This window comes from Rhodococcus sp. AC861, from assembly GCF_979256035.1.
Window position 1 is genome coordinate 292,437 of sequence record NZ_CEEDMW010000002.1, and the last position, 23,217, is coordinate 315,653.

The 23,217-nt window shown below is 67.1% G+C and carries 28 protein-coding genes; 10 read left to right on the forward strand and 18 right to left on the reverse strand.

Going from position 1 to position 23,217, the window contains the following annotated elements:
- Positions 1–6: 6 nt before the first annotated feature.
- Together AC0IX4_RS06730 and AC0IX4_RS06735 are read right to left on the reverse strand one after the other, a co-directional pair.
- A complete protein-coding gene (locus AC0IX4_RS06730; RefSeq protein ID WP_471828479.1) occupies positions 7–1,041 on the reverse strand; it encodes an alpha/beta fold hydrolase in 1,035 nt (344 codons plus the stop codon).
- Positions 1,038–1,862 carry a MerR family transcriptional regulator gene (locus tag AC0IX4_RS06735; RefSeq protein WP_471828480.1) on the reverse strand — a complete coding sequence of 275 codons (825 nt, stop codon included), beginning with the start codon at positions 1,860–1,862 and terminating at the stop codon, positions 1,038–1,040. Before AC0IX4_RS06735 ends, AC0IX4_RS06730 begins: the two co-directional genes overlap by 4 nt.
- A gap of 38 nt (positions 1,863–1,900) precedes the next feature.
- On the opposite strand from AC0IX4_RS06735, the gene AC0IX4_RS06740 reads away from it, so the two are divergent.
- The 3 genes from AC0IX4_RS06740 to AC0IX4_RS06750 all read left to right on the forward strand — a co-directional run bounded on the left by AC0IX4_RS06740 (position 1,901) and on the right by AC0IX4_RS06750 (position 3,929).
- On the forward strand, positions 1,901–2,380 hold the full coding sequence (locus AC0IX4_RS06740) for a DUF2975 domain-containing protein (protein ID WP_471828481.1): 480 nt from the start codon (positions 1,901–1,903) through the stop codon (positions 2,378–2,380).
- A complete protein-coding gene (locus AC0IX4_RS06745; protein ID WP_042574929.1) occupies positions 2,380–2,592 on the forward strand; it encodes a helix-turn-helix domain-containing protein in 213 nt (70 codons plus the stop codon). Before AC0IX4_RS06740 ends, AC0IX4_RS06745 begins: the two co-directional genes overlap by 1 nt.
- An 80-nt stretch (positions 2,593–2,672) precedes the next feature.
- Entirely contained in the window at positions 2,673–3,929 is a 1,257-nt protein-coding gene (locus AC0IX4_RS06750) for an Nramp family divalent metal transporter (RefSeq protein ID WP_471828482.1), read from the forward strand.
- Between the two features lie 3 nt (positions 3,930–3,932).
- On the opposite strand, the gene AC0IX4_RS06755 is transcribed toward AC0IX4_RS06750, so the two are convergent.
- The 4 genes from AC0IX4_RS06755 to AC0IX4_RS06770 all read right to left on the reverse strand — a co-directional run bounded on the left by AC0IX4_RS06755 (position 3,933) and on the right by AC0IX4_RS06770 (position 6,995).
- A complete protein-coding gene (locus AC0IX4_RS06755) occupies positions 3,933–4,226 on the reverse strand; it encodes a DUF2516 family protein (RefSeq protein WP_082043085.1) in 294 nt (97 codons plus the stop codon).
- A 68-nt stretch (positions 4,227–4,294) separates the two neighbouring features.
- Entirely contained in the window at positions 4,295–5,155 is an 861-nt protein-coding gene (locus AC0IX4_RS06760; protein WP_056073928.1) for a heparin-binding hemagglutinin, read from the reverse strand.
- Positions 5,152–5,619, reverse strand: a complete 468-nt coding sequence (locus tag AC0IX4_RS06765) for a helix-turn-helix domain-containing protein (protein WP_042574932.1) — start codon at positions 5,617–5,619, stop codon at positions 5,152–5,154. The genes AC0IX4_RS06760 and AC0IX4_RS06765 overlap by 4 nt, the downstream gene beginning before the upstream one ends.
- Before the next feature lie 104 nt (positions 5,620–5,723).
- Positions 5,724–6,995: a DUF445 domain-containing protein gene (locus tag AC0IX4_RS06770; protein ID WP_042574933.1), complete on the reverse strand. Its 1,272-nt coding sequence runs from the start codon at positions 6,993–6,995 to the stop codon at positions 5,724–5,726.
- A 155-nt stretch (positions 6,996–7,150) separates the two neighbouring features.
- On the opposite strand from AC0IX4_RS06770, the gene AC0IX4_RS06775 reads away from it, so the two are divergent.
- Positions 7,151–7,954 carry a TetR/AcrR family transcriptional regulator gene (locus AC0IX4_RS06775; RefSeq protein WP_471828483.1) on the forward strand — a complete coding sequence of 268 codons (804 nt, stop codon included), beginning with the start codon at positions 7,151–7,153 and terminating at the stop codon, positions 7,952–7,954.
- A gap of 4 nt (positions 7,955–7,958) precedes the next feature.
- Here the strand turns inward: AC0IX4_RS06775 and AC0IX4_RS06780 are convergent, their stop codons facing one another.
- Both AC0IX4_RS06780 and AC0IX4_RS06785 read right to left on the reverse strand, forming a co-directional pair.
- Entirely contained in the window at positions 7,959–8,135 is a 177-nt protein-coding gene (locus AC0IX4_RS06780) for a hypothetical protein (RefSeq protein WP_471828484.1), read from the reverse strand.
- A gap of 43 nt (positions 8,136–8,178) precedes the next feature.
- Positions 8,179–8,421, reverse strand: a complete 243-nt coding sequence (locus tag AC0IX4_RS06785; protein WP_156148903.1) for a hypothetical protein — start codon at positions 8,419–8,421, stop codon at positions 8,179–8,181.
- A gap of 204 nt (positions 8,422–8,625) precedes the next feature.
- Here AC0IX4_RS06785 and AC0IX4_RS06790 point away from each other — a divergent pair, with 204 nt between their 5' ends.
- Positions 8,626–9,198, forward strand: coding sequence for a type 1 glutamine amidotransferase domain-containing protein (locus AC0IX4_RS06790; protein ID WP_471828486.1), 573 nt, complete (start codon positions 8,626–8,628; stop codon positions 9,196–9,198).
- On the opposite strand, the gene AC0IX4_RS06795 is transcribed toward AC0IX4_RS06790, so the two are convergent.
- Positions 9,199–9,687 carry a PPOX class F420-dependent oxidoreductase gene (locus AC0IX4_RS06795; protein WP_042574936.1) on the reverse strand — a complete coding sequence of 163 codons (489 nt, stop codon included), beginning with the start codon at positions 9,685–9,687 and terminating at the stop codon, positions 9,199–9,201.
- Positions 9,688–9,848: 161 nt separating this feature from the next.
- On the opposite strand from AC0IX4_RS06795, the gene AC0IX4_RS06800 reads away from it, so the two are divergent.
- Positions 9,849–10,871, forward strand: a complete 1,023-nt coding sequence (locus AC0IX4_RS06800; protein WP_471828487.1) for a sensor domain-containing diguanylate cyclase — start codon at positions 9,849–9,851, stop codon at positions 10,869–10,871.
- Here AC0IX4_RS06800 and AC0IX4_RS06805 read toward each other — a convergent pair.
- From AC0IX4_RS06805 to AC0IX4_RS06815, 3 genes are all read right to left on the reverse strand, one after another.
- On the reverse strand, positions 10,797–13,025 hold the full coding sequence (locus tag AC0IX4_RS06805) for a putative bifunctional diguanylate cyclase/phosphodiesterase (RefSeq protein WP_471828488.1): 2,229 nt from the start codon (positions 13,023–13,025) through the stop codon (positions 10,797–10,799). The two genes, AC0IX4_RS06800 and AC0IX4_RS06805, sit on opposite strands and share 75 nt — an antisense overlap.
- 126 nt (positions 13,026–13,151) lie before the next feature.
- On the reverse strand, positions 13,152–14,231 hold the full coding sequence (locus AC0IX4_RS06810) for a PHP domain-containing protein (protein ID WP_471828489.1): 1,080 nt from the start codon (positions 14,229–14,231) through the stop codon (positions 13,152–13,154).
- A 178-nt stretch (positions 14,232–14,409) separates the two neighbouring features.
- Positions 14,410–14,766 carry an STAS domain-containing protein gene (locus tag AC0IX4_RS06815; protein ID WP_042574938.1) on the reverse strand — a complete coding sequence of 119 codons (357 nt, stop codon included), beginning with the start codon at positions 14,764–14,766 and terminating at the stop codon, positions 14,410–14,412.
- A gap of 322 nt (positions 14,767–15,088) precedes the next feature.
- Between AC0IX4_RS06815 and AC0IX4_RS06820 the strand changes: the two genes are divergently transcribed.
- From AC0IX4_RS06820 to AC0IX4_RS06830, 3 genes are read left to right on the forward strand one after another with little or no spacing between them, the layout of a single operon-like run.
- The gene (locus AC0IX4_RS06820; protein ID WP_042574996.1) at positions 15,089–15,520 is read left to right on the forward strand and encodes an ATP-binding protein; all 432 of its coding nucleotides are present in this window, start codon (positions 15,089–15,091) and stop codon (positions 15,518–15,520) included.
- The gene (locus tag AC0IX4_RS06825; RefSeq protein WP_042574939.1) at positions 15,517–16,317 is read left to right on the forward strand and encodes a SigB/SigF/SigG family RNA polymerase sigma factor; all 801 of its coding nucleotides are present in this window, start codon (positions 15,517–15,519) and stop codon (positions 16,315–16,317) included. The genes AC0IX4_RS06820 and AC0IX4_RS06825 overlap by 4 nt, the downstream gene beginning before the upstream one ends.
- A 9-nt stretch (positions 16,318–16,326) precedes the next feature.
- On the forward strand, positions 16,327–17,205 hold the full coding sequence (locus AC0IX4_RS06830) for a PPK2 family polyphosphate kinase (RefSeq protein ID WP_471828490.1): 879 nt from the start codon (positions 16,327–16,329) through the stop codon (positions 17,203–17,205).
- A gap of 4 nt (positions 17,206–17,209) precedes the next feature.
- Here the strand turns inward: AC0IX4_RS06830 and AC0IX4_RS06835 are convergent, their stop codons facing one another.
- Together AC0IX4_RS06835 and AC0IX4_RS06840 are read right to left on the reverse strand one after the other, a co-directional pair.
- Positions 17,210–18,250 carry an NAD(P)-dependent alcohol dehydrogenase gene (locus AC0IX4_RS06835; protein ID WP_042574997.1) on the reverse strand — a complete coding sequence of 347 codons (1,041 nt, stop codon included), beginning with the start codon at positions 18,248–18,250 and terminating at the stop codon, positions 17,210–17,212.
- Positions 18,251–18,331: 81 nt separating this feature from the next.
- Positions 18,332–18,592, reverse strand: a complete 261-nt coding sequence (locus AC0IX4_RS06840) for a membrane protein (RefSeq protein ID WP_042574998.1) — start codon at positions 18,590–18,592, stop codon at positions 18,332–18,334.
- A gap of 185 nt (positions 18,593–18,777) precedes the next feature.
- Here AC0IX4_RS06840 and AC0IX4_RS06845 point away from each other — a divergent pair, with 185 nt between their 5' ends.
- Entirely contained in the window at positions 18,778–19,563 is a 786-nt protein-coding gene (locus tag AC0IX4_RS06845) for a class I SAM-dependent methyltransferase (RefSeq protein ID WP_471828491.1), read from the forward strand.
- Between the two features lie 2 nt (positions 19,564–19,565).
- Here AC0IX4_RS06845 and AC0IX4_RS06850 read toward each other — a convergent pair whose 3' ends face one another.
- From AC0IX4_RS06850 to AC0IX4_RS06865, 4 genes are read right to left on the reverse strand one after another with little or no spacing between them, the layout of a single operon-like run.
- Positions 19,566–20,156, reverse strand: a complete 591-nt coding sequence (locus AC0IX4_RS06850; protein ID WP_056073935.1) for a hypothetical protein — start codon at positions 20,154–20,156, stop codon at positions 19,566–19,568.
- A 26-nt stretch (positions 20,157–20,182) separates the two neighbouring features.
- Positions 20,183–21,133, reverse strand: a complete 951-nt coding sequence (locus tag AC0IX4_RS06855) for an MlaD family protein (RefSeq protein WP_056073936.1) — start codon at positions 21,131–21,133, stop codon at positions 20,183–20,185.
- Entirely contained in the window at positions 21,130–22,155 is a 1,026-nt protein-coding gene (locus AC0IX4_RS06860; RefSeq protein ID WP_042574942.1) for an MlaD family protein, read from the reverse strand. Before AC0IX4_RS06860 ends, AC0IX4_RS06855 begins: the two co-directional genes overlap by 4 nt.
- Positions 22,152–23,216, reverse strand: coding sequence for an MCE family protein (locus tag AC0IX4_RS06865; RefSeq protein ID WP_042574943.1), 1,065 nt, complete (start codon positions 23,214–23,216; stop codon positions 22,152–22,154). Before AC0IX4_RS06865 ends, AC0IX4_RS06860 begins: the two co-directional genes overlap by 4 nt.
- Between the last annotated feature and the right edge of the window lies 1 nt (position 23,217).

The following is a 23,217-nucleotide window of genomic DNA, read 5'->3' on the forward strand; positions in this document are numbered from 1 at the left end:
CTCCGGTCAGGCCGGGAGTTCCGCCAGTCGAACGAGTTCGGCGTCGAAATCGGCGATGGCCTCGACCGAACTCATGTGACCCACACCGGGCAGTTCGATCAGGCGCCCGGACGTGTCGCCATTCAGCACGCCGGCGCGGGACAGCTGCTCGGCGAGGCTTCGGGCGTGCACCGGCGGGGTCAATCTGTCGACGGTTCCCACGATGACGGACGTCGGCACGTCGATGTTGTGCAAGGCGTCGCGGATGTCGAGGGTGGACAACGCCGAACCCCACATCCCGCGGGTCCGAGGTGCACAGTCCCGGACGATGCGCTCGCAGAACGCCACCTGTGCGCGCGTCGACGCCGAACCCATGGTCACGTACTTCAGGGCGCGCGCGGACAGCGGGCTGGACGGAATGGGCAGGACCGATCCCATGACGGACGACGCGACCCGTGCGGGCACCTGCGCCACACCGGGCGGGAGCGGGATCACCGTCGTCTCACGGACCAGACTGTCGGTCGCGGTGTTGGCCAGCAGAATCGCTTTCACGTAGCGACGCACCTGCTCGGGATACTCTCCCGCCCAGGCCATCACGGACATGCCGCCCATGCTGTGTCCGGCCAGGACTGCCGGTCGGTCGGTGCTCACCGTCGCGTCGAGCACTGCGGCGAGGTCGTCTCCCAGGACGTCCGGACCGAGCGGCCGCGTACCGACGTCGCTCGCCCCGTGACCCCGCTGGTCGTACACGACCACCCGGTAGGTGCCGGCCAGGTCGTTGATCTGCGGCGTCCAGTAATCGGCGGAGCAGGTCCATCCGTGGCTCAGCACGATGGGATCGGCGTCGGGGTCCCCGTACTCACGGACGTGCAGTCGTGCGCCGTCCTCGGCGACGACGGTGCGCACCCGCGGTTCCAGATCGGGTCGACGCAGAAGCACGTCCGCATCGCCCAGTCGGGTGGACGGCGGTGCGCTTCGGCGGCGGGACACCACGGCTCCCGCCACACCGGCTACCGCGGCGCCGGCGACGGCGGTGGCCAACAACGTGCGTCGATCGGTCATGCGTCTCCTCGGGTGTCGTCGTCGGACCCGGGCGAGTCCGACGGTGTCGCGCCGTCGAGCGCGGTCTCCATGGCGTGCACGATCTCGGCATCCATGGCTTCGGTGAACAGAGCTTGCACGGCCTGGGCCGCCAGAGGACGAAGGGTGGTGATGAGGTCGGCCATCGCGGAGAGTTCGCTCGGCTCGAGCAGGAACGGATCGGCGCCGCCCGGAACGAAGCGGTCGACGACCAGACGGACGAACTGCTTCGACACGCTGGTCAGATCCGAGTGCACACGTTCGGTGCGGTCGAGGATGTCCGTCAACGCCAGTCCGGCGTCGAACAGCACCTTCGCGGCGCGGACGAGCGCCGGATTCGCGACGCGGAAACCGTCGCCCTCCGCCGTGAACACGTCCAACTTCTGGGCGCGTCCGAGTTCGACGTCCGTGATGCGACCGTCGAACATGGCGTCGATGTCGCTGCGGGACAGATAGACCGATCTGTCGACGGTGGCGGCGCCGTCCGGGTCCTCGGTGCCCAGCACATCCTCCACACGCAGTCCGTACTGCGCCGCGGTCAGGAGTTCGCTGATGGTGACGAAGGTGTAGCCCCGGTCGAGCATCCGAGAGATCATCTGCAACCGCGCGAGGTGCGATTCGTCGTACCAGCCGGTGCGCCCGACCTTGCGGGGCGGAGGCAGCAACCCGCGGTCCTGATAGACGCGCACATTGCGGACGCTCACGCCGGCTTCCCGGGCCAGGTCGTCGATGCGGTACTCCGTCACAGGCACCCTCAGACGATAGGCGTCGACCTCGGCTGCAGCGACGACACCCTCACTCATCTATTGATTATCGATAGATAATCGGCGATACTCGATCCATGATCACCGAAGGCCGCGTCATCGCGGCATCCAAGGCCGCACTCGCCTGCCTCTTCGCGCTCCTCGTGCTCCTGCAGGTCATGTCGCTGCCCGGACAGTTCGCCCACATGGCCCGCGAGAATCCGGACGCGGCCTACCTACGGTGGCCCCTGACGGCGGTGTCGATCTTCTGGGTGGTGTGCATCCAGGTCGTCGTCGTCTCGACATGGAAGCTGCTGACGCTGGTGCGACGCGACCGCATCTTCACCGATGCGTCGTTCGTCTGGGTCGACGCGATCGTCCGCTCGATCGCCGCGGCGGGCGCCGTTCTCGCCGTGGTCTTCCTCGTCGTCGGATTCCGTGCGGACGATCCCGGCCTGCCGCTCCTGCTGTTCCTGTTCTGCATGATCATCGGCGTCGCAGCACTTCTCATGGTGGTGATGCGCGCGCTGTTGCGCCAGGCGACGGCGCTGCGTACCGACATGGACGCGGTCATCTGATGCCGATCGTCGTGCGCATCGACGTCGAGCTGGCCAAGCGGAAGATGAGCGTCGGCGACTTCGCCGACCGCGTCGGACTGACGCCGGCGAACGTGGCGGTGCTGAAGAACGGGCGAGCGAAAGCGGTCCGGTTCAGCACGCTCGAGACCATGTGCCGGGTGCTGGGATGCCAACCCGGTGACCTGCTCGAATGGGTCGACGAACCAGAATGAGCAAGGGGTGGATACGGGTGGCCTAACTTCTCCGTACGGTCCAGCGAACAAAAACGGAACGGGTGACCTACACTCACGGAATGGCAGAGCGCGTCGGCACCCGTCTACCCCCCTCGGGCAGCCTCACACCCGTGCGGCTGTTCACCCTGCTTGGCCCGGCGTTCGTCGCCGCGATCGCCTACGTCGACCCGGGTAACGTCGCCGCCAATCTCACCGCGGGTGCGCGCTACGGCTACCTGCTCGTCTGGGTCCTGGTCGCCGCCAACGCCATGGCCGTACTCATCCAGTACCTGTCGGCCAAGCTCGGCCTCGTCTCGGGCAAATCGCTGCCGGAAATGCTCGGCGCCCGCATGCGCCCCTGGCCCCGGCGGGCGTTCTGGGTGCAGGCCGAGGCCGTGGCGATCGCGACGGACCTCGCCGAGGTCATCGGCGGCGCCATCGCACTCAACCTGCTGTTCGGCGTTCCGCTGTTCGTCGGTGGACTCATCACCGGCGTCGTGTCCATGGCCGTGCTGGCCGTCCAGTCGCGCCGCGGGCAACGCACGTTCGAGTTCGTCGTCATGGGCATGCTGGCGATCATCACCATCGGCTTCCTCACCGGCCTGTTCTTCACCGACGTCGATGCGGGAGGCGTCGCGGGCGGCCTCGTTCCGGGCTTCGACGGTTCGGGATCGGTCCTGCTGGCCGCCAGCATGCTCGGCGCGACCGTCATGCCGCACGCGATCTACCTGCACTCGGCGTTGGCGCGGGACCGTCACGGCGTCGAGAAGGATTCCGGCCGGCTCGATCGACTGCTGCGGGCGACCAAGTGGGACGTCACCTTCGCCCTGATCATCGCGGGCAGCGTCAACATCGGCATGCTGCTCCTCGCGGCCTCGGCCTTCCGCGGCGAGGAGGGAACGGACACCATCGACGGCGCCCATGCCGCCATCGAGAACAATCTGGGCCCCGGCGTGGCCGCGGTCTTCGCCGTGGGCCTGCTGGCGTCGGGCCTGGCCTCGACGTCGGTGGGGTGCGCCGCGGGTGCCGAGATCATGAAAGGCCTGCTGCACAAGCGCATTCCGATCCAGGCCCGGCGAGTAGTGACGTTGATTCCGGCACTCGTGGTGCTGGGCATCGGGGTGGATCCGACGCTGGCGCTGGTGCTCAGTCAGGTCGTCCTGAGCCTGTGCATCCCGTTCGCGCTGATACCGCTGGTGCGCATGACCTCGAGTTCGGCCGTCATGGGCACTCGCATCAACTCCCGCACGACGGTCGTCCTCGCCGTCGTGACGACAGCGCTGATCGTCGCCCTCAACGGGGCGCTGCTGTGGCTGACCGTGACAGGCCAGGGGTAGCGACTACCAGCGAGGTCCGCGCTGGATGTCGTCGACCTTCGGCCGCACGTCGACGAGGTACACGCCGATGGCGACCACGGCGATGATGCCGACGAACCCGACCACCGGGAACACCAGCAGTACCAGCAGGGCGATCGCGAGGATGGCCACCCACCCCGGCTTGTTCAGCTTGTCCGCGGCAGTGAACGCATCGGGACGCTGGCGGATGGCGTGGAACAGCGCGAAGGCGACACCCACCAGGGCGATGAGCTGCAGGATGTTCATGATCGCGCTGGTCGCGCTGTACGCCATGGGCATAGCGGTCATCCTAAACGACACCGGCCCCCACGCTGGTCTCGCGTGGGGGTCGGATTTGCCGGGTTCTACTAGCTGGTGGTCTTCTTGGCCGGAGCCTTCTTGGCCGGGGTGGCCTTCTTGGCGGGCGCCGGCGTGGGAGCCGAAGCCTTGGCCGGTGCAGCCTTCTTGGCGGGCGCCTTCTTGATGGGCGAGTCCGCGTTGTTGCGCGTCTTGCCCTCGACGGCACCGGCAGCGCCGGACGCCTTGTCGGATGCCTTCTGTCCCGCATCCTTGGCCTTCTGGCCCAGCTCGTCGATCTTCTCGCTCAGCTCGTCGGCTGCCTCGTCGACGTTGTCGACTGCCTCGTCCGCGCCGTCCTTGATGGCGTCGGTGGCCTCGTCGGCACCTTCCTGGACACGGGTGGACGCGCGGCCTGCCAGTGCAGCGGCCCGCTCACCGACGGCGCGCGTCTGCGAGGCGACGGTGCCGAGGGTCTGCTCGGTCAGGTCGACGGCGTCGTTGGCGGCCGCGTTGGCGCGCTCGAGGCCCTCTTCGACGGTCGGGTTCTTGCGGATGCGCTCGACGGTCTCCTCGCCGCGCTCGGCGAGTGCGGTGTAGAGGTCCGATGCGACCTTGAGGTACGCCTCGGCGACCTTGCGCAGCTCTTCCGGGGTGAAACGCTCACGCAAGTCGGCGATCTCCTCGGGCAGTTCCTGGGGCAGTGCGTTCAGTCGGCCACGCAGCGTCTCGACGCTCTCGGTGACGTCTTCCTGCAGGTCCGCGAGACGTGCACGGGCGGTGTCGACGCGGTCGTTGACGTCGGCCTGCGTGCTCTCGGCGCGGTTGCGCACCTGGGCCACCACGTCTGCCACGGCCTGGACCACGGCATCTCCGGCGCCGACGGCGGCGAACAGCGGGGTCTTGACGGTGTCGAACTTCGGGTCGGTCATGTGGTTTCTCCTGATGTCGTTTCTGGTGTGGTGCTGCGGCGGAGCGGTTCGGTGCCGGTCTCGTTCTCGCGGCGGAACGAGTAGAAGATCTCGAGGAGCACCTGCTTCTGACGCTCCGTGATGGAGTCGTCACCGAGCACCGCATCGGCGATAGGACTGTGCGGCCGCTCCTCGAGCAGGCCGGCTCGCACGTACAGGACCTCCGAGGACACGCGAAGACCCTTGGCGATCTGGCTGAGGACTTCCGCCGACGGTTTACGCAGTCCCCGCTCGATCTGGCTGAGGTAGGGATTGGAAACTCCGGCGGAGAGAGCGAGCTGTCGCAGGGACACCTGCGCGGATTCTCGCTGTGCGCGAATGAAACTCCCGATGTCCTGAGTCGCCGTACTGACGACCCGAGCGGCGAGATCTCCGGCCACCGACACCACTGTGGTGTCGTCGCCTTCCTTCTCCTGGGATGCCATTCGTGAACTCCTCCACTGGTGAAGTGTGTGCCTCGCATTCCAGGGTAACGAAGGGTGCTAGCAATAGCAAGCACTCTGCTAGCACCCTTGCATCACACCGAGAGTCAGCCGAACAGCAGCTGCGATACGGCGTAGATCGTCAGGCCGGCGAGCGACCCGACGACGGTGCCGTTGATCCGGATGAACTGCAGATCCCGACCCACCTGGAGCTCGATCTTGTTGCTGGCCTCGTCGGCGTCCCAGCGAGCCACCGTGTCGGTGATCACCGTGGTGATCTCGTCGGTGTAGTTCTCCACGACGTAGCGAACGCCGGCCATCAACCAGCCGTCCGCCTTACCGCGCATCGCGTCGTCGTCACGCAGTCGGGCGCCGAACTTCTGGACGTTCTCGCTGATCTTGGCGCGCAGGGTGCTGTTCGGATCGTCGACGGAGTCGACGATGAGGCGTTTGGCCACCTTCCACGACGCCGCGGCGAGACCGGTGACCTCGTCGCGGCCCATGATCTCGGACTTGATCGACTCGGCCTTGGCGATGGTCTCGGGATCGTTCTGCAGATCGTGCGCGAAATCGACGAGGAACTTGTCCGCCGCGAGCCGCAACTCGTGTTGCGGATTGGACCGCACCTTCCACGTGAACTCGACGAGCTCGCGGTGGATGCGTTCGCCGAGAAGGACATCGACGAACTTCGGCGACCAGGACGGCGAGTCGCGGGTGACGATGCGATCGATCGTCTCGAGGCTGCCCTGCGCCCACTCGTGCGCGCGCTCGGCCAACAGGTCGATCAGCGGCTTCTGACGATTGTCCTCGAGCAGCGACGTCAGAACCTTGCCGATGGGCGGACCCCACTGGGGATCACCCAGTCTCTTGACGATCGTGTTGTCGATGACCTGCTGGATGTCCTCGTCGTCGAGCACGTCGAGCACGCCCCGCAGGATGGTGGCCGTCTCCTCCGCGACGCGATCGGCGTGTGCGGGTTCGGCCAACCAGGTTCCGAGCCGTAGCGGGATCCTGGCGGATTCGACCTTCTGGGACACGACGTCGACGGCCAGGAAGTTCTGACCCACGAAGGACCCGAGGCTCTCGCCCAGCTGGTCCTTCTTGCGCTTGATGATGGCGGTATGCGGAATCTTCAGTCCCAGTGGATGTCTGAACAACGCCGTGACGGCGAACCAGTCGGCGAGCGCGCCGACCATGCCCGCTTCCGAGGCGGCGCGCACGTAGCCCACCCATTCCCCGGCCCCTCGGGACTCCTGCCACCGGCAGAACAGGTACACGATGGTGGCGAACACCAGGAAGCCGGTGGCGAGGGTCTTCATCTTGCGAAGGTCGCGTCGTTTGACGTCCTCGTCGAATGTCATGAGCTGCACCGAGTCCATTGTGCCGGGTTCGGCCCCGGCACGCTCCCGCCGGGCCGCGCCCGGACGACGCGCACCCGGTGGCGGGCACTACTGTCGAACATGCGGCGTGACGTGCGTCGCGGCACACGAGTGCGCCACGAACGCACTCGGACATCGGGACGGAGAACACGCGCGTGGCGAGCAGATCGGCAGCGAGCAAGACGGACGGGGACAGCGCCGAACCGGGTGACGCCTCCGAACCCACCACACCCTCCCCCGCCGCGAAGTCCGGACCGAAGAAACAGTCCGAGTCCCGGACCGACAAGCCCGACGGCCGCAAGCGGCGCTGGCGCGAGCACAAGATCGCGCGCCGTGAAGAACTGGTCGACGGGACGCTCGCCGCGATCCGACTGCGCGGACGCAATATCGGTATGGACGAGATCGCCACCGAGATCGGCATCTCGAAGACGGTCCTCTACCGCTACTTCAACGACAAGAACGACCTCGCCAACGCGACGCTCGAGCGCTACGTGGAGACCACGTTGGCCCCGCGCATCTACGAGGCCATCAGCGTCGAGCTCGACGAGTTCAACCTGACACGCAGGGTGGTCGCCGCCTACGTCGAGACCGTGGCGGAGGACCCCGAGGTCTACCTGTACGCGATGTCGAACAGCTCGGGACCCAACCGCGACGTCGTGGCCGAGTCCGAGCGCATGATCGCGGAACTCCTCGCGACCGTTCTGGGGGAGCGCCTGCGCCGCATGCAGATGGACTCCGGCGGCTCGCTCCCGTGGTCCTACGGCATCGTCGGCGGCGTGCAGTTGGCCACGCACTGGTGGATCTCGAACCGCTCGATGTCCGCCGAGGACCTCATCGACTACCTGACGATGATGGTCTGGGGCGGCATCCACGGCGTCGCGGAGGCCGGTGGATCACCCGCGCGCTTCAACTCCGTCGACCATCCCCTGGTAGATGACAAGAAGGTCGACGAGAAGTAGTCGGTCAGCGGTCGTACTCGTCGTCGAGGGGAACGTCGCGGTTCTGCTCGAGCACGTCGGCGTCCGACGCATCGTAGGAGGCCGCGGAGGCCGGGGTCGGTGAGTCGTCTCCGGGAACGACGTCGCGGTCCTGCTCCACTGCGTCCTCGACGGGAAGCTCGGGGCTCGTGAAATCGGGCATCAATCATCCCTCCTCTTGGGTGCAGTTCTCGAGAACAGAAAGATTACCGGCGATCGACCGGTATCAGTACGACGGCCATGCCGGCGAGGCCGATCATCAGGAATCCGACCAGCGCGCCCAGGGCGACGGAGTTCACGGCGGCCGAGACGAAGGCGGCCATCCCCGCGCACAGCGCCACCATCAGAGCGATACCGGCGGTGGTGTGCTCGAAGAGGCACGTGGCCACGGGTGCATCGACTGCGTCCTCGATGATCCCGGGAGCAGAATTCGCGGTCGGTGTACTCATGGTGTTCCCCTCTCCGGCGCCACCTCTCGGTGCACTCAGCGGTGCCGACCCGGGCTCGGTGAGCACCCGGTCGCCTGCCACATACCCGCGTCCGGCGCATCCCAACCCGAGGAGGCGCCATCCGTTTCCTACCGTCGGCGGCCGGGTAGGTCACGGTCGGCGGTGTCGCATTCGGCGACTGCCGCCGACGAGGGAGGTTGTTCCATGACCGACACACAGGCGACCGAATCCACCCCTGCCGCGGGACTGACCGTCGCGTTTCTCGCGACGGACGGCGTCGAGCAGGTCGAGCTGACGGCGCCGCGAGAAGCGCTCGAGAACGCGGGAGCCGCCACCGTCCTGCTGTCGCTGACGCACGGAGAGGTCCAGGCATACGAGAACGACACCGAGGCCGCCGACACGTTCGCCGTCGACGGACTGGTCTCCGAGGCGTCCGTGGACGACTTCGATGCGCTGGTGCTGCCCGGTGGAACCACCAATCCGGACCGGTTGCGACTCGACACGGATGCGGTGTCGTTCGTCCGCACCTTCGTCACATCGGGCAAGCCGGTCGGCGTGATCTGCCACGGCCCGTGGACCCTGGTCGAGGCGGACGTCGTCCGTGGTCGGACGTTGACGTCCTACCCGAGCGTGCGGACGGACCTGAAGAACGCCGGCGCGACGGTCGTCGACGAGGAAGTGGTCGTCGACGGCAATCTGGTGTCCAGCCGCAATCCCGACGATCTGCCGGCCTTCTGCGCGGCCGTCGTCGACGCGGTGGTGTCCGCGAAGAGCTGACTACGCGTCGGTCTCCTGCTCGGGGGTCTCGTCGACCGGCGGCGGAAAGCCGCCGGTGGCGATGGGACCCCACGTGTCGATGGATACCCTGATGATGGACTTGCCCTGACGCACCATGGCCTCGCGGTACTCGTCCCAGTCGGGGTGCTCACCGGCGATCGCGCGGTAGTAGTCGACCAGTGGTTCCACCGAGTCGGGAAGGTCGATGACCTCGGCGGTTCCGTCGATCTGCACGTACGGGCCGTTCCAGTCGTCCGAGTGGATACACAGCGTCACCGCTGACGACCGCCGGATATTGACCGTCTTGGCCCGGTGCGGGTACGTCGAGACGACGATGCGCCCCTGCGCGTCGAGGCCACACGTGACGGGGGAGATCTGGAGCCCTCCCGACTTCTTGATGGTGACCAGTGTCGCGTGATGTCGTTCCGCGACGAAGCGGTGCAGAGTGTCCAGATCGACCCTGTCGGCGGTTGCATACGTCGGTGCCATGACATCGAGGGTAAGTGCACGACGGTTCAGCCGCGGAATCGGCGGAGGACCTCCTGCGCTGGGGATAGACTCGGCGGGCAGGAAACCACCGGCCCGGACTCACCGGGCACGCGGCAACACCGGGGCGCCGCGGTCGAGAAACACCCGCCACAGGACTGACCGTGACCGAAACGATCCCCGCACCGACCGCGCTGTCCGCTCTTGCGACGTTCGATGCTGCGAGCGCGGCCGTCGTCACGTATCTGGACAGCGTCGTTCCGGCCACGGCATGGGCCGTGACCCGTGTCGTCGACGACAACCAGATCTATCTGCGAGCCAACGAGAACGCCCTGGGAATCGACACCGGCCTCGTCGTCGGGTGGGGGCCGTCGCTGTGTCGGAAGATGATCGACGGCGAGATACCTTCGGTCGTCGCAGACATCGAACAGTCGGGTCTTCCTCCGATCGGGGTACCGGGCCACGACCCGGTGCGGTCCTACATCGGGGTGCCTATCCGCCGCGCCGACGGAAGCCTGTTCGGGACGATGTGCGGATACGGATCCCGTCCGCATTCCGAGGACCTTCCCGCCGCGATGCCGGCACTGCTCGAACTCCTGTCCGGTCTACTCACCACCGTCTACGAGACCGACCATGCTCGCGCGAACGCCGAGCGGTCCGCGGAACTCGCGCGACATGACGCCGAGACGGATCCGCTCACCGGTCTGGTGAATCGCCGCGGTTGGAACCGTGTGCTCGAACCGGAGGGTGTGCGCTGGAAGACGTTCGCGGACCCGGGGGCCGTGATCGTCGTCGATCTCGACGGCATGAAGCAGGTCAACGACCTGCACGGTCACGCCGCGGGCGATCGCGTGATCCGGCGCGCCGCCGATCTGCTCCGCGAGTGGGCGCACGATGCCGACGTCGTCGCACGTCTCGGGGGCGACGAGTTCGGCATCCTCGTCTTCGACCGTCCCTCGTCCGACGTGGAGACCATGCTCGACGACCTGTCGTCGTCCGCTGCGCGGGCCCACGTGCCCATGTCGGTGGGCTGGTCCACACTCACCGAGGCCGGGAGCATCGAGGCGTCGTGGTCCGTGGCCGACGAGAACATGTACGTCTCGAAGCGTCGATCAGCTACCCGGTCCGGAGTGGACATCCATCCCACGCCCGGACGCCACCAACGCGCTCACCTCGGCGGGCGGTAGCGGGCGGGCCAACAGGTAGCCCTGGGCGTACCCGCATCCGCACCGGATGAGGCTCTCGAGTTGCGCGGTGGTCTCGACCCCTTCTCCCACGACGTCCAGATCGAAGGCATCGGCGACGGACACGACCGCACCGATCACGGCCTCGGACTGGGCGAGCGGTAGATCAGCGACGAAGGACCGGTCGATCTTGATGCTGTCCAGCAGGGGGAAGCGCATCAGATAGTCCAGCGAACTGTGGCCGACACCGAAGTCGTCGAGCAGAATCTTGATGCCCATGGCGTGCAGTTCGTTCAAGTTGTCGGTGACGGCGGCCGTGTCCTCGAGCCACAGGGTCTCCGTGATCTCGATCCCGAGCAGTGACGGCGCCAAGCCGGTCTGCTCCAACGTCCGACTCAATGTCGACGCGAAAGCTTTGTGTCGCAACTGCAACGGGCTCACGTTCACCCGGAGCTCGACGGGGTCACCGGACTGCCACTGCGCCGCCTCCGCACACGCCCGTCGCAACACCCACGCACCCATCGGTCCGATCAGGCCGGCCCGTTCCGCCGCGGGAACGAATTCGGCGGGACCGACCTCACCCAGACTCGACGTGGTCCAGCGGGCCAGTGCCTCGACGCCGGTCATCCGGCCCGACCGGATGTCGAACACCGGTTGGTACGCCACCGACAGCTCGTCGTGCTCGATGGCCGTTCGCAGCTCGGTGGCGATGGTCAGCCGTCGCAACGCCTCACCGCCCTGAACCTTGTCGTACAGCTCGTAACTGCCGGGCCCGTCCTTCTTCGCTCCGCCCATCGCGACATCGGCCTGTCGGACCATCTCGGCGGCCGGCTGTTCGCCGGATCCGACCGCGATCCCCATGCACGCCGTCACCGTCGTCATGCGGTTGCCGATCGTCAATGGCCGGCGGAACATCGCGAGGACGCTCTGCGCGATGCCGATCGCGTCGAACGAACTGCGCAGACCCGGACACACCAGCAGGAACTCGTCGCCACCGAACCTGGCGACGGTGTCACCGGGTCGCACCGTGCGGGTCAACATCGGTGCGACCGCGGCGAGCACCGCATCGCCGGCGCCGTGTCCGAAGCTGTCGTTGATCGTGCGGAAGTCGTGCAGGTCCACCAGGACCACCGCGGTGAGACTGCCGTCGGCACGTGAGCTGTCCAGCGCCTCGTCGATGCGCTGGTACGCCAGCGTGCGATTGGCGAGCTGGGTCAACGGATCGTGCAGGCTCCGGTACCGCAGCTCCCGTTCGAGGTCGGACCGACGGACCGCGGACGCCAGCACGTCGGCGACGGTGACCAGGCAGGACAGTGCATCGCTGGTCGGGGTGTGGGGGTGTTCGCTGTAGACGACGATGACGCCCCAGAGTCCGTCGGCACCTCGGATGGGCGCAGCCATCCCGCTGCGCATGCCGTACTTCTCCAGGACCGAGACGTCGAATCTGACCTCGTCGCGGACGTCGCCGCACACCACGACGTCCTGACGGTCGAAGGCGTATCCGGCCAGGCTGTCCGTGCCGGCGGACAACGTGCGGCTGGGTTCGTCCACCGGGACGGTCGACGCCGTGACGACGAGCGTCCCCCCGCCGTGGTCCCGGAGGATCAGGGCATGCGGGACGCCGAACAGATCCGGGATCGACGCGGCGGCCGCGGCCGCGAGGTCGTCGAACTTCCCCGTCAACGCCGCACGGTTCAGACCCGCGATGATCCGCTGTTCGCGTGCGCGCAGACGCACCGCAGTGAGGGCATCGACGAGTTCGTGCTCCCGTTCGTCACGCTCCACCCCGTCGACGAGGCTCATCACCACCAGATCGGAGCCGTCGCCAGCACCGAGGTCCCATGCCCGGACTGTTACGGTCCGCCCGCTCTGCCGGTCTCCGAGGTGGACTCGACCGGTCCACGCCGGGGCGACCTCGCCGAGTGGACGCGTGTCGTCCCGCGTGCCCAACTCGTCGAGGATCGTCGACAGGGCGGCGAATCCCACGGCTGAATCGGGGTTGCTCGCATCGGGTGTTCCCGTCGCCGGAAAGCCGAGGAGCTTGCGCGCAACGGTATTGATGTGGTCGATGGCGCCGCAGCGGTCGGAGATCACGACTCCGTCGGCCGACGACGCGGACACCGCCGCGATCACGGCCGTGATCGTCTCGCGTGTCACGGGGGCGTCCGAGGTCGGGTCATCACGGATTCGGTCGTCAGGGGTCCGGCCTGCCGTCACCGCGTCCCCCCGTGCTCGTAAACCGACCGTTCCGACATTTTTCTCGGGATCGCCCGCCCGTGATTGTTACATCTCTCGCGCACTCTGCCTGTTCTTTACGACCTTTTCGTCCCGGGTGCCCGATGCCGTCCACTCCAGAAGTCGTTCCACCGGCCACGTCGTGATGATGCGGTCCGCAGGAATGCCGACCGCCGCCGCGCGCGCACTGCCGTAGCCCAGCCAGTCCAGTTGCCCCGGAGCGTGGGCATCGGTGTCGATGGAGAACAGACACCCCAGTTCCAGCGCCAGCTCCATCAGGCGTTCGGGCGGGTCCTGTCGTTCGGGTCGGGAATTGATCTCCACTGCCGTTCCGTGGTCCCGGCACGCCTCGAACACCGCGCGGGCATCGAAGGTCGACTCCGGACGCGTCCCCCGCCCGCCCTCGACGAGCCTGCCGGTGCAATGACCGAGGACGTCGACGGACGGATGGGACACCGCCGCGACCATGCGCGCGGTCATGGTGGCGCTGTCGGCGCGCAGATGCGAGTGGATGCTGGCCACGACGATGTCGAGTTCGTCGAGCAGTTCCGGATCCTGGTCCAGGCTGCCGTCGTCCAGGATGTCGACCTCGATGCCGGACAGGATGCGCATCTCGTGATCGTCGTCGTCCGCCGCCATCTCGAGGCGAAGGTTCTCCAGCACTGCCAACTGTGCTCGGAGCCGTTCGGCAGTCAGCCCGTTCGCGACGGTGAGACGCGGCGAATGGTCTGTCAGTACCCAGTATTCGCGTCCGAGCGCCCGTGCCGTGTACGCCATCTCCTCGAGCGGACTGCCGCCGTCGGACCAGTTGGAGTGGGTGTGCAGATCGCCGCGCAACAGCTCGGTCAACTCGGAGCCCTCGGGGCCGATCGGCCGGGCGTCGGCGCGCAGTCCGACGAGATACTCGGGCACCTCGCCCGCTGCCGCCGCGGCGGCGACGGCGGACGTCTTGGGTCCGATACCCCGCAACGTCGTCCACCCGTCCGTGCGGGCGAGTTCGGCCAGCCGGTCGGGGTCCAGCGCTGCCAGGACGTCGGCGGCCGTGCGGTACGCCTTCACGCGACGAGTTTCGGCCCGCGAGCGTTCGAGCCAGAATGCGACCTCGCGCAGTGCCGCAACGGGTTCCATGCCAGCAGAGCCTACGGGCAGGCCGGAGGCCGGTCGAGGGTGAGACGGGCAGGCCGGAGGCCGGTCGAGGGTGAGACGGGCAGGAAGCTGCTTCGGACATGACACTGCCCCTGTCACCGGCGAACGGCGACAGGGGCAGGTGGGAAGGCGATCCTGCGTGACACAGAACCCCCCGAGTTTATCGGGTGACGCGTGCGGTGGGCTGCCAGCGAGCTGCGCCCATGACGCGGGTGACGGCGTCGCCGACGACGAGCGTGAGGTTCTCCCCGTGCTCGGCGTCGAGCGCCGCGACCACGGAAAGCGCTGCGGTGCCGAAGAAGTCGACTCCCGACAGGTCGAGGACGACGGTTTGTCCGTCTTCCTCGCCGCGGGTGACGACCTCGGAGAAGGTGGACGCGTTGGACAGGTCCACGCTGCCCGTGACGCGGTAGGTGACGCCGGTGTCGGTCCTCTCGACGGAGATGATCCCGCCGAGCATGACGACGTCGTCGCCGAAAGTGGTGGTGGTCGCTGCATTGAACGTAGAAACAGTCATGATTCTCCAAATGCCGATCGAGCTGGAGAAGCAGAGCAATGGTGCTCCGAAAGTGAAAAGTGGCTCTGTCACATACGAGGTGAGAGAAACGGGAGTGCTGGCTACCATCGACGGTGCTTCGTGCGTCGGCTGCTGACTCAACCTCCTATGAACCTACGCCACCCGGGCGGCGATGCCAACCACTTCGCGCGGATCCACCGCTCCGACCTCGGCACCGCACCACCCTGAACATGCAGTTTCACCGCCTGGAACAGTGGGTATACACATTTGTCCGATACGCCCGGGGTTCGCCCCGATCTACGAGAAAGAAGTGGGAGACTCCATGACACGGGCCATCACGACGGAACCGAACGCTGCAGGGGATGACGCCACCATAGAGCTCGGTGTGCACGCCGACGCCGCGCAACTGTCGGTGACGCGTGCCGTCGCAGCCACCCTCGCGGCACAGGACGACTTCGATCTCGACAGCATCGCGGACATCCGCCTGGCCATCGACGAGTCGTGCAGCCGACTCATCGTGCGGGCGACGCCGGGCGCGCGCCTGCTGTGCACCTTCCTCACCACCGACGACGCGATGCATGTCTCGGTGACCACGACGACCGAGTCGGGCGCGGACCTGGATGCGGCCGGCTTCGGCTGGCACGTCCTCAACGCTCTGACCGATTCGGTGTCCACCTCCCAGTCCGAGGACGCGGACGGAGTCGTCTCCACGACCATCGAGTTCACCAAGAGCAAGCGTGGTTGGGACGAGTGACCCCTCCCGAACGCAAGACCCGTCCACGGCGCTCGGCCGACGAGTACGCCGATGTCGCCGAGCGCTTCACGCGCATCCTCACGTTGGAGGAGGGCGACCCGCTGCGGCGCACGTTGCGCGACGAGTTGGTGACGCGCTGCCTTCCCTTGGCCGAGCACATCGCCCGTCGTTTCGACGGCCGCGGCGAAGCCCACGACGATCTCGTACAGGTGGCCCGTGTCGGGTTGGTCAACGCAGTAGACCGCTTCGACGTCGAGCGCGGATCGGACTTCGTCTCCTTCGCCGTGCCCACCATCATGGGCGAGGTGCGACGCCACTTCCGCGATGCCGGCTGGGCCGTCCGCGTACCCCGCCGCATGAAGGAACTGCATCTGCAGCTCTCGCGTGCGATCGCCGATCTGTCGCAGACCCAGGGTCGTTCTCCGACGGTGTCGGAGCTCGCCGAGTACCTCGATCTCGACCGCGAAGAGGTCGCCATGGGACTCACCGCGGGCAACGCCTACCAGACCCTGTCGGTCGACAGCGCTTCCAGCGGGAGCGATTCCGAGGGGCTGTCCCTGGCGGACACTCTCGGTGACTACGACAAGGAAATGGAGAACGTCGAGAATCACGAGGCACTGCGCCCCCTTCTCGAGAAGCTGCCCGAACGTGAGCGGAACGTGTTGCTGCTGCGGTTCTTCGGCAACATGACGCAGACGCAGATCGCGCAGAAGATGGGCATCTCGCAGATGCACGTGTCCCGACTCCTCGCCCGCACGTTGGCGCAACTGCGAGAAGAGTTGCAACAGTCGGCCTAGGCTCGCGCCATGAGCCGCCCACCCTCCCCCGGTTTCACCTCGTATCTCCCGAGCAGTCTCGCCGCCGCGTCCACGTCCTGGGCCGATGTGGACGCGGCGTCGACGCCGGGTTTCGACGGTGACAAGTCGGCCGGGAAGTCGTTGATGTCCGCGCGCGGCGACGTCCTCTCCGAACTGCAGGAGCGCCTGTACGCCGGCGGCAAGAGTGGGCGCACGGAATCGGTGCTGCTGGTCCTGCAGGGGATGGACACCTCGGGCAAGGGCGGCATGGTGCGCAACGTGCTGGGTATGGTGGAGCCTCAGGGTGTCGATCATGCGACCTTCGGGTCACCCACCAATGAAGAACTCGAGCACCCCTTCCTGTGGCGCGTGGAGAAGAAGCTTCCCCGTCCGGGCCAGATCGGCGTCTTCGATCGCTCGCACTACGAGGACGTGCTGATCGTCCGGGTGAAGAACCTGGTGCCCCCGAGTGTGTGGCGCACGCGCTACGACGAGATCAACGAGTTCGAGCGACGGGTCGTCGACAGCGGCACCCGGGTGATCAAGGTGGCGATGGCTCTGTCCTACGCCGAGCAGGGCCGGCGGCTGGCACGTCGGTTACGGCGTCCGGACAAGTACTGGAAGTACGACCCGAGCGACATCGAGGCACGCGAGCAGTGGCTGTCCTATCAGGAGGCCTACCAGGCCATGCTCGATCGGACGGACACCGAGTGGGCGCCCTGGTACGTCGTGCCGTCGGATCACAAGTGGTACAGCCGCCTCGCGGTCACCGAACTGTTGACCGGGGCACTCGAATCGCTGGATCTGACCTGGCCGCCGCCGAACTTCGACGTCGACCACGAAAAGCGGCGCCTCGAGGAACTCGAGACGCCGCCGGGGATCGACTGAACGATCAGAAGGTCGAGGCGTCGATCACGAAGCGGTAGCGCACGTCCGACTTGACGACGCGGTCGTAGGCCTCGTTGATCTTGTCGGCCGCGATGACCTCGATCTCGGCACCGATGTGGTTCTCGGCGCAGAAGTCGAGCATCTCCTGGGTCTCGGCGATTCCGCCGACCATCGATCCGGCGAACGAACGACGGTTGGCCAGCAGGTTGAATGCCGGGACCTCGAGGGGCTTCTCGGGAACACCCAGCTCGACGAGCGTGCCGTTGCGGGCGAGCAGGCCGAGGTAGTCGCCCATCGGCAGGTTCGCGGACACGGTGTTGAGGATAAGGTCGAACTTTCCACGCAGGTCCTTCAGCGCGGTGGTGTCCTTGGTGGCGTAGTACTCGTCGGCGCCGAGGCGCTTGCCGTCTTCTTCCTTGCTCAGCGTCTGGCTGAGCACGGTGACGTGCGCGCCCATCGCGTGAGCGATCTTGACGCCGACGTGGCCCAGTCCGCCCATGCCGATGATGGCGACCTTCTTGTCGGGACCGGCGCCCCAGTGCTTGAGCGGCGAGTACAGCGTGATGCCGGCGCACAGCAGCGGCGCCGCGACGTCGAGCTCGACACCCTCGGGGATGCCCAGGACGAAGTTCTCGGTGACGACGATCTGCGTGGAGTAGCCACCGTTGGTGAACTCGCCCTCGTAGGTCTTCGAGTTGTACGTCTGGACGACGCCCTTGGTGCAGTACTGCTCGTCGCCGTCCTTGCAGGCCTCACAGGTGCCGCAGGAGTCGACGAAGCAGCCGACGCCGACGCGGTCGCCCACCTTGCGGGTCGTGACGTCGGTGCCGACCTCGGCGACGATGCCGGCGATCTCGTGTCCGGGGACGACGGGGTACGTGGTGCCACCCCACTCGTTACGGGCGGTGTGGATGTCGGAGTGGCAGATGCCGGCGAACTTGACGTCGATCAGGATGTCGTTCGGTCCGAGTTCACGGCGCTCGATCGTGGTCTTCTCGAGCGGTGCATCGGGGGCGGTTGCGGCATAAGCGGTTGCGGAAGACATGTACACATGTCTACCCGTGCATCGTTGACTCGTAAACCACTGTCCGATTCGGACCGCTCCCGATGCAGGCGCTACCGACCGTCAGCGCGCAAGGACCGCGCGGTATCCGAGGAAACCCAGGTACCCCGCCAGAGCGACGAGTCCGACCTTGCGGGTCGCCGGCACAGCGATGGCCGTACCGATGGCGAGTTCGGACGCACCGTTGCGGTAGGTCCACGTCCGGGTGTCCTTCGGGAAGATCGGCTCGGTGATCGCCCTGAAGGCGTCGGGAGCCACGAAGTGCGCGGCTCCTGTTGCTGCCAAAGCGATTCCGGCGATCGTGGGTACCTGTGCTGAAGCCATCTCGTCCTCGTCCTCCCCGTGCGTGAGCCGACCCGGTCGGATCGCTGTGGTCACACTAGCGTCGGCCGGACGGAGCGGTGTTCGTGGACCGGGCGCCGGGCCGGTCGAGTCGGATCCGGCACTGCCGCGCGGGTTCGGGCAGTCTGCGCATCGTGGGTCCCCTCTCACGCGACTAGCGTGGAGTGATGGTCGACACCACCGCCGTAGTGCGCACCCGAACCCTCCTCCGGGAAGGTGTCGACGCGTCCACACCCCTGCCCGGAGTCCTGGACGTGCGGGGCGTCCGCACGACACCGGACACGCCGACGTCGGCAGCGGGACGACTGATGAACTTCTCACCGCTGGCGACGATCTACGAGCGCGCGTGGCGGCCACTGTTCCGGGTCTGGATGGGCGGACCCGCAGGGCCGACCGTCGAGAAGGAACTGGACTACGCGGTGAAGGACCTGGGGCTGACGTCCGGCGAGGTGTCGGTCGTGCTCGACCTGGCGTGCGGACCCGGCAACTTCACCCGGTCGATCGCCGACGTCCTGCGGCGCTCGGGCGTCGACGACGCCCTGGTGATCGGCGCCGACGCCTCCGATCCGATGATCGCGCGAGCAGCCGCCGACACCGGGGACACCGACCACATCGCGTACCTGCTCGGTGACGCGCGGTCGCTGCCGTTCGACGACAGCTCGATCGACGCCGTGTGCTGCTACGCGGCGCTGTATCTGGTTCCGGAACCGTTCCGGGTGCTCGACGAGATGATCCGGGTGCTGCGGCCGGGCGGACGGCTCGCGCTCATGGCGACTGTCCGGCGGGGTCCGAGTCCCGTGAGTGCCCTCGGAGCGGTGGCCGCGGGCACCGTGGGACTCGAGATGTTCGACCGCGATGCGTTCACCACCGTGCTGGAACGGCACGGCTTCGTCGATATCGTCCACCGCGTGCACGGCGCGGCGCAGTTCGTCGCGGGCCGACGGCCCGCCTGACCCTACTGACCGCCCAGATCTGCTCCGTAGTCCGCGACCAGCCACTGATCGCCGGTGTGCTCGACCGTCACGGTGAGCAGGGTGGGCACCGATCCGGGTTCGGGTTGCTGCAGGTTCTGGGTCTGCTGGGTCGCGAACACCGACACCGTGTACGAGTCACCGTCCTGTGCGGTCACCGTCGCGGCGTCGACCGTTCCCGACGCCACGACCTGAGACTCCGTCATGATCTGCGTCAACACGTCGCGAACCCCGGCGAACCGTTCCTTCAGAGCATCGGTCGTACCGTCTTCGACCCCGGCGAAGAAACTGTCGATGTCGGTGTGGTCGTAGGTCAGCGACCGCTCCGTGTACGCACGCGCCGTGTTCTCGGCGGTGGTCCGGTCGAGGGCCGCGGCACGCTCCGCAGCGAGGGTCGAGGACACCGAGTGCCACTGCACACCCAGGGCGACGGCGGCCACGGTCGCCAGGACGGCGACGACGATCGCGACGAGGCGCGTTCTCGACGACGAGGACGACGGGGCAGGTGCGGACGCCGGCTCGGGTGTCGGCGACGCGTCGCTCTCGGTGGGTGTCTGATCGACTTCGGTTGTCATGGTGACCCTTTCACTCTTCTCTGCAGTCAGTTTCCGGCGACCGTCACGGCAACACGCGCAGGCCCACCGCGGGGGAACACCTGCTCGAGCATCGTCACCAGCGCGCCGGCGTCGACCCGCACGGGACGTATCGGGGCTGTGACCGGACGCAGCACGGTGGCGATGAACCCCAGATCGGGAGACAGTTGGCTCAGGTACTCGTCGATCTTGGGGACCAACCGCGCGAGTTCGCCGTCCCACACGGTCTCTCCGACGTAGGAGTAGCTCTGGTACGAACCGATGAGGTGCTCGAGACCTGCTCCCGATGCCTCCAGTTCGGGCACGGCGTCCGCGAGCCGCGGTCCGAGTGCGTCCGCGTAGGCGTTCTCGCCGAGCACCTGCAGGTTGCGGTAGAGCCGCCGGATCTCGTCCTTCTTGTCGCCGAGGGTGAGAGACAGCAGTCTCAGGACCTCGACGACGTTGTCGATGTCGGACTCGCGCCCGCGGGTGGCGGTATCGACGGTGTCGACGATGCCGGCTATCGCGTCGGTGTCGATCTCCCGGGTGAGCGCTTCGGCGACGGCCAGGGTGTCGCTGACGCTGGGGGCGACCGACACGTCGGCGGGATCGACGACATCGCCGTCGGCCAGGTACGGGCCGGAGTCCGTGTGCGGCCGGAAGTCGAGGAACTGCTCGCCGGCGGCGGACAGGTTCGAGACGCGGACTTCCGTGTCGACGGGAATACGCTGTGCAGCATCGACTCTGACGACGGCGCGCAGGTGATCACCCAGGACGTCGATACGTTCGACACGTCCGACGGCGAAGCCTCGGAGCGTCACCTGCGAGGTGTCGATGAGACCGCCGGACGTGATCAGCGGCACCGTGATCTCCGAGTAGTCGCGCCTCGGGTCGATGTCGAGGACGTTCAGCGACAGGTACCCGACGCCCACCACGGCGACCGCCACCAGTGCCGTGGCCGACAGGATGGACGACTTCATCGTACGAATCCGATCGATCGAAGAACCGTGATCATCTGGTCTGCCCGATCGACAGGGTCCGCGTCACCCGACACGGAGGTGATGCGGACGTTCGGGGACGACGTGAAGAACGGAACGAGTTTGTCCCGCAACAGTGCATCCATCCGGGACGCCAGCATCGGGGCGGTCAGGTCGGCGGTCGCGAGCGTGCGGATCATGGGTTGCAAGGTGGCGATGACATCGTGCAGATCACCGGCCACCGGGTTGATCACGTCTCCGATGTTGCGCGACATGTAGCCCAGGTCGATCAGCGCGTCGACCACCACCAGCAGCGCATCCGCCAGACCGCCGACCCGTTCGGGTCCACTCGTCAGAATGGTGTCGAGGGTGTCCGTCTTCGCCGCGAAGGATCCGGTGACGGCCTCGGCGCCGCCGAGAATGCGGTCCAGCTCGGCCGAGTGTGTCGCGAGATCGCTCAGCGCCTCGCGCGCCTTGCCGTTGATGAGGTCGACGGTGGCCGGGTCCGGCGGGATCGCCCTGTTGAATCGCTCGATCGAGCGTTCGAAGTCGACGATGTGTCCGCCGGCGACGACCTCGGACAGTCCTCGCAACACGTCCTCGACGTTGTCCGCCGGCGACGTCCGTTCCAGTGGAACGACATCGCCGTCCCGCAGAACCGCGCCCGACGTATCCGACCCGTCGGCGGGCCGCTCGAGCGCGACGTAGATCTCTCCGAGGATGGTGCCCTGCCGGAGTTCCGCGCGCGTCGTCGCGGGCAACTCGACGGTCCGGTCGATGTTCACCGCTGCCACGGCCGTCGACCCGGTGAGCGTCACCGACTCGAGCAACCCGACGTCGACTCCGTCCAACACGACCTTCGCGCGCGCGGGCAGGTTCAACACACTCGAGAACTCGATGTCCACCCGATAGGTGGGACCGGGCACGTAGCTGCCGGGCACCGGAAGGTCCGCGATGGACGCGCCGCACCCGGAGATCGTCACGGTCGCTGCCACCGCGGTCACCACCGCGACGATGCGCTTCATCGGGTGGCCGCCGCTCCGAGGACGAGGGGAACGAGATCCATGTTCACCGTGGACCCACTGCCCGTCGCGACCTCGAACTGCGGCGGCGCGAACGTCAGTCGTGCGGCACCGGTGCCCGGGTCCTGCAGGGATGCGAGCTGCTCGGTCTGCTTGGGGACCCGCGACAGGATGCTCGCGATGTCGCCGACCCTGCTGACGATGATCGCCACGATCGGCACCACGACATCGAGCACACGGTACAGAGTGGGGGCGAACTTCGGCAGGGTCTTCTCCAGAATGGGGAGGAACTCCACGGTCAGGTCGATGGCCTGGGCGAAGCGCTCGGAGAAGTCGCCGGCGGCGCCGAGTCCCTGCTTCAGGTTCTCGATGAGCAGCGTGATGTCCGGCCAACGATCGACCAGCGTCGTGGTCAACGTGTCGACGCTGTCCACCATGCGCCGCACCTGGGTGTCCTTGTTCGCGGGGTTGCCCACCAGGGACGACACCTGCGACAGCGCCGTTCCGAGTTGGTCGCCGCTGCCGTCCAGCGCCGTGTCGAGCGATCGCAGCGTGTCGCCCAGGATCTCCTCGTCGGGAGGACGGGGATTGTCGGGGTCGGTCGTGGACGTGGTGCCCAGCAGCTCGGCACCGAGCTTGTTCACGGCCTCGAGGGTGTCGCTGATACCGATCGGAGTCCGTGTGCGTTCCAGCGGAATGCACGCACCGCGATCGAGTTGTGCGCCGTCCCGGTAGGGAGTGGTCAGTTCGAGCCGACGATCGGTGACGATGGAGTCCGACATCGTCACGGCGCCCACGTCGGCGGGCAGCGCGAGCGACTCGTCCACCGACATGGTGACTCGGACATGATCGCCGCGCGGCTCGATGCTGGTCACTTCTCCGACGGGGATTCCGAGGAGCGTGACGTCGTTGCCCTCGTACAGACCGACCGAGTCGGTCATGTCGGCGCACACGTCCGACTGCGGCGTTCCCACCAGTTGCGCGGCCGACGACGCAGCCGTTCCCGCGCCCACCAGAACGACTGCTACGACGGCGGCGACCACCACTTTGCTGCGCATCGCCATG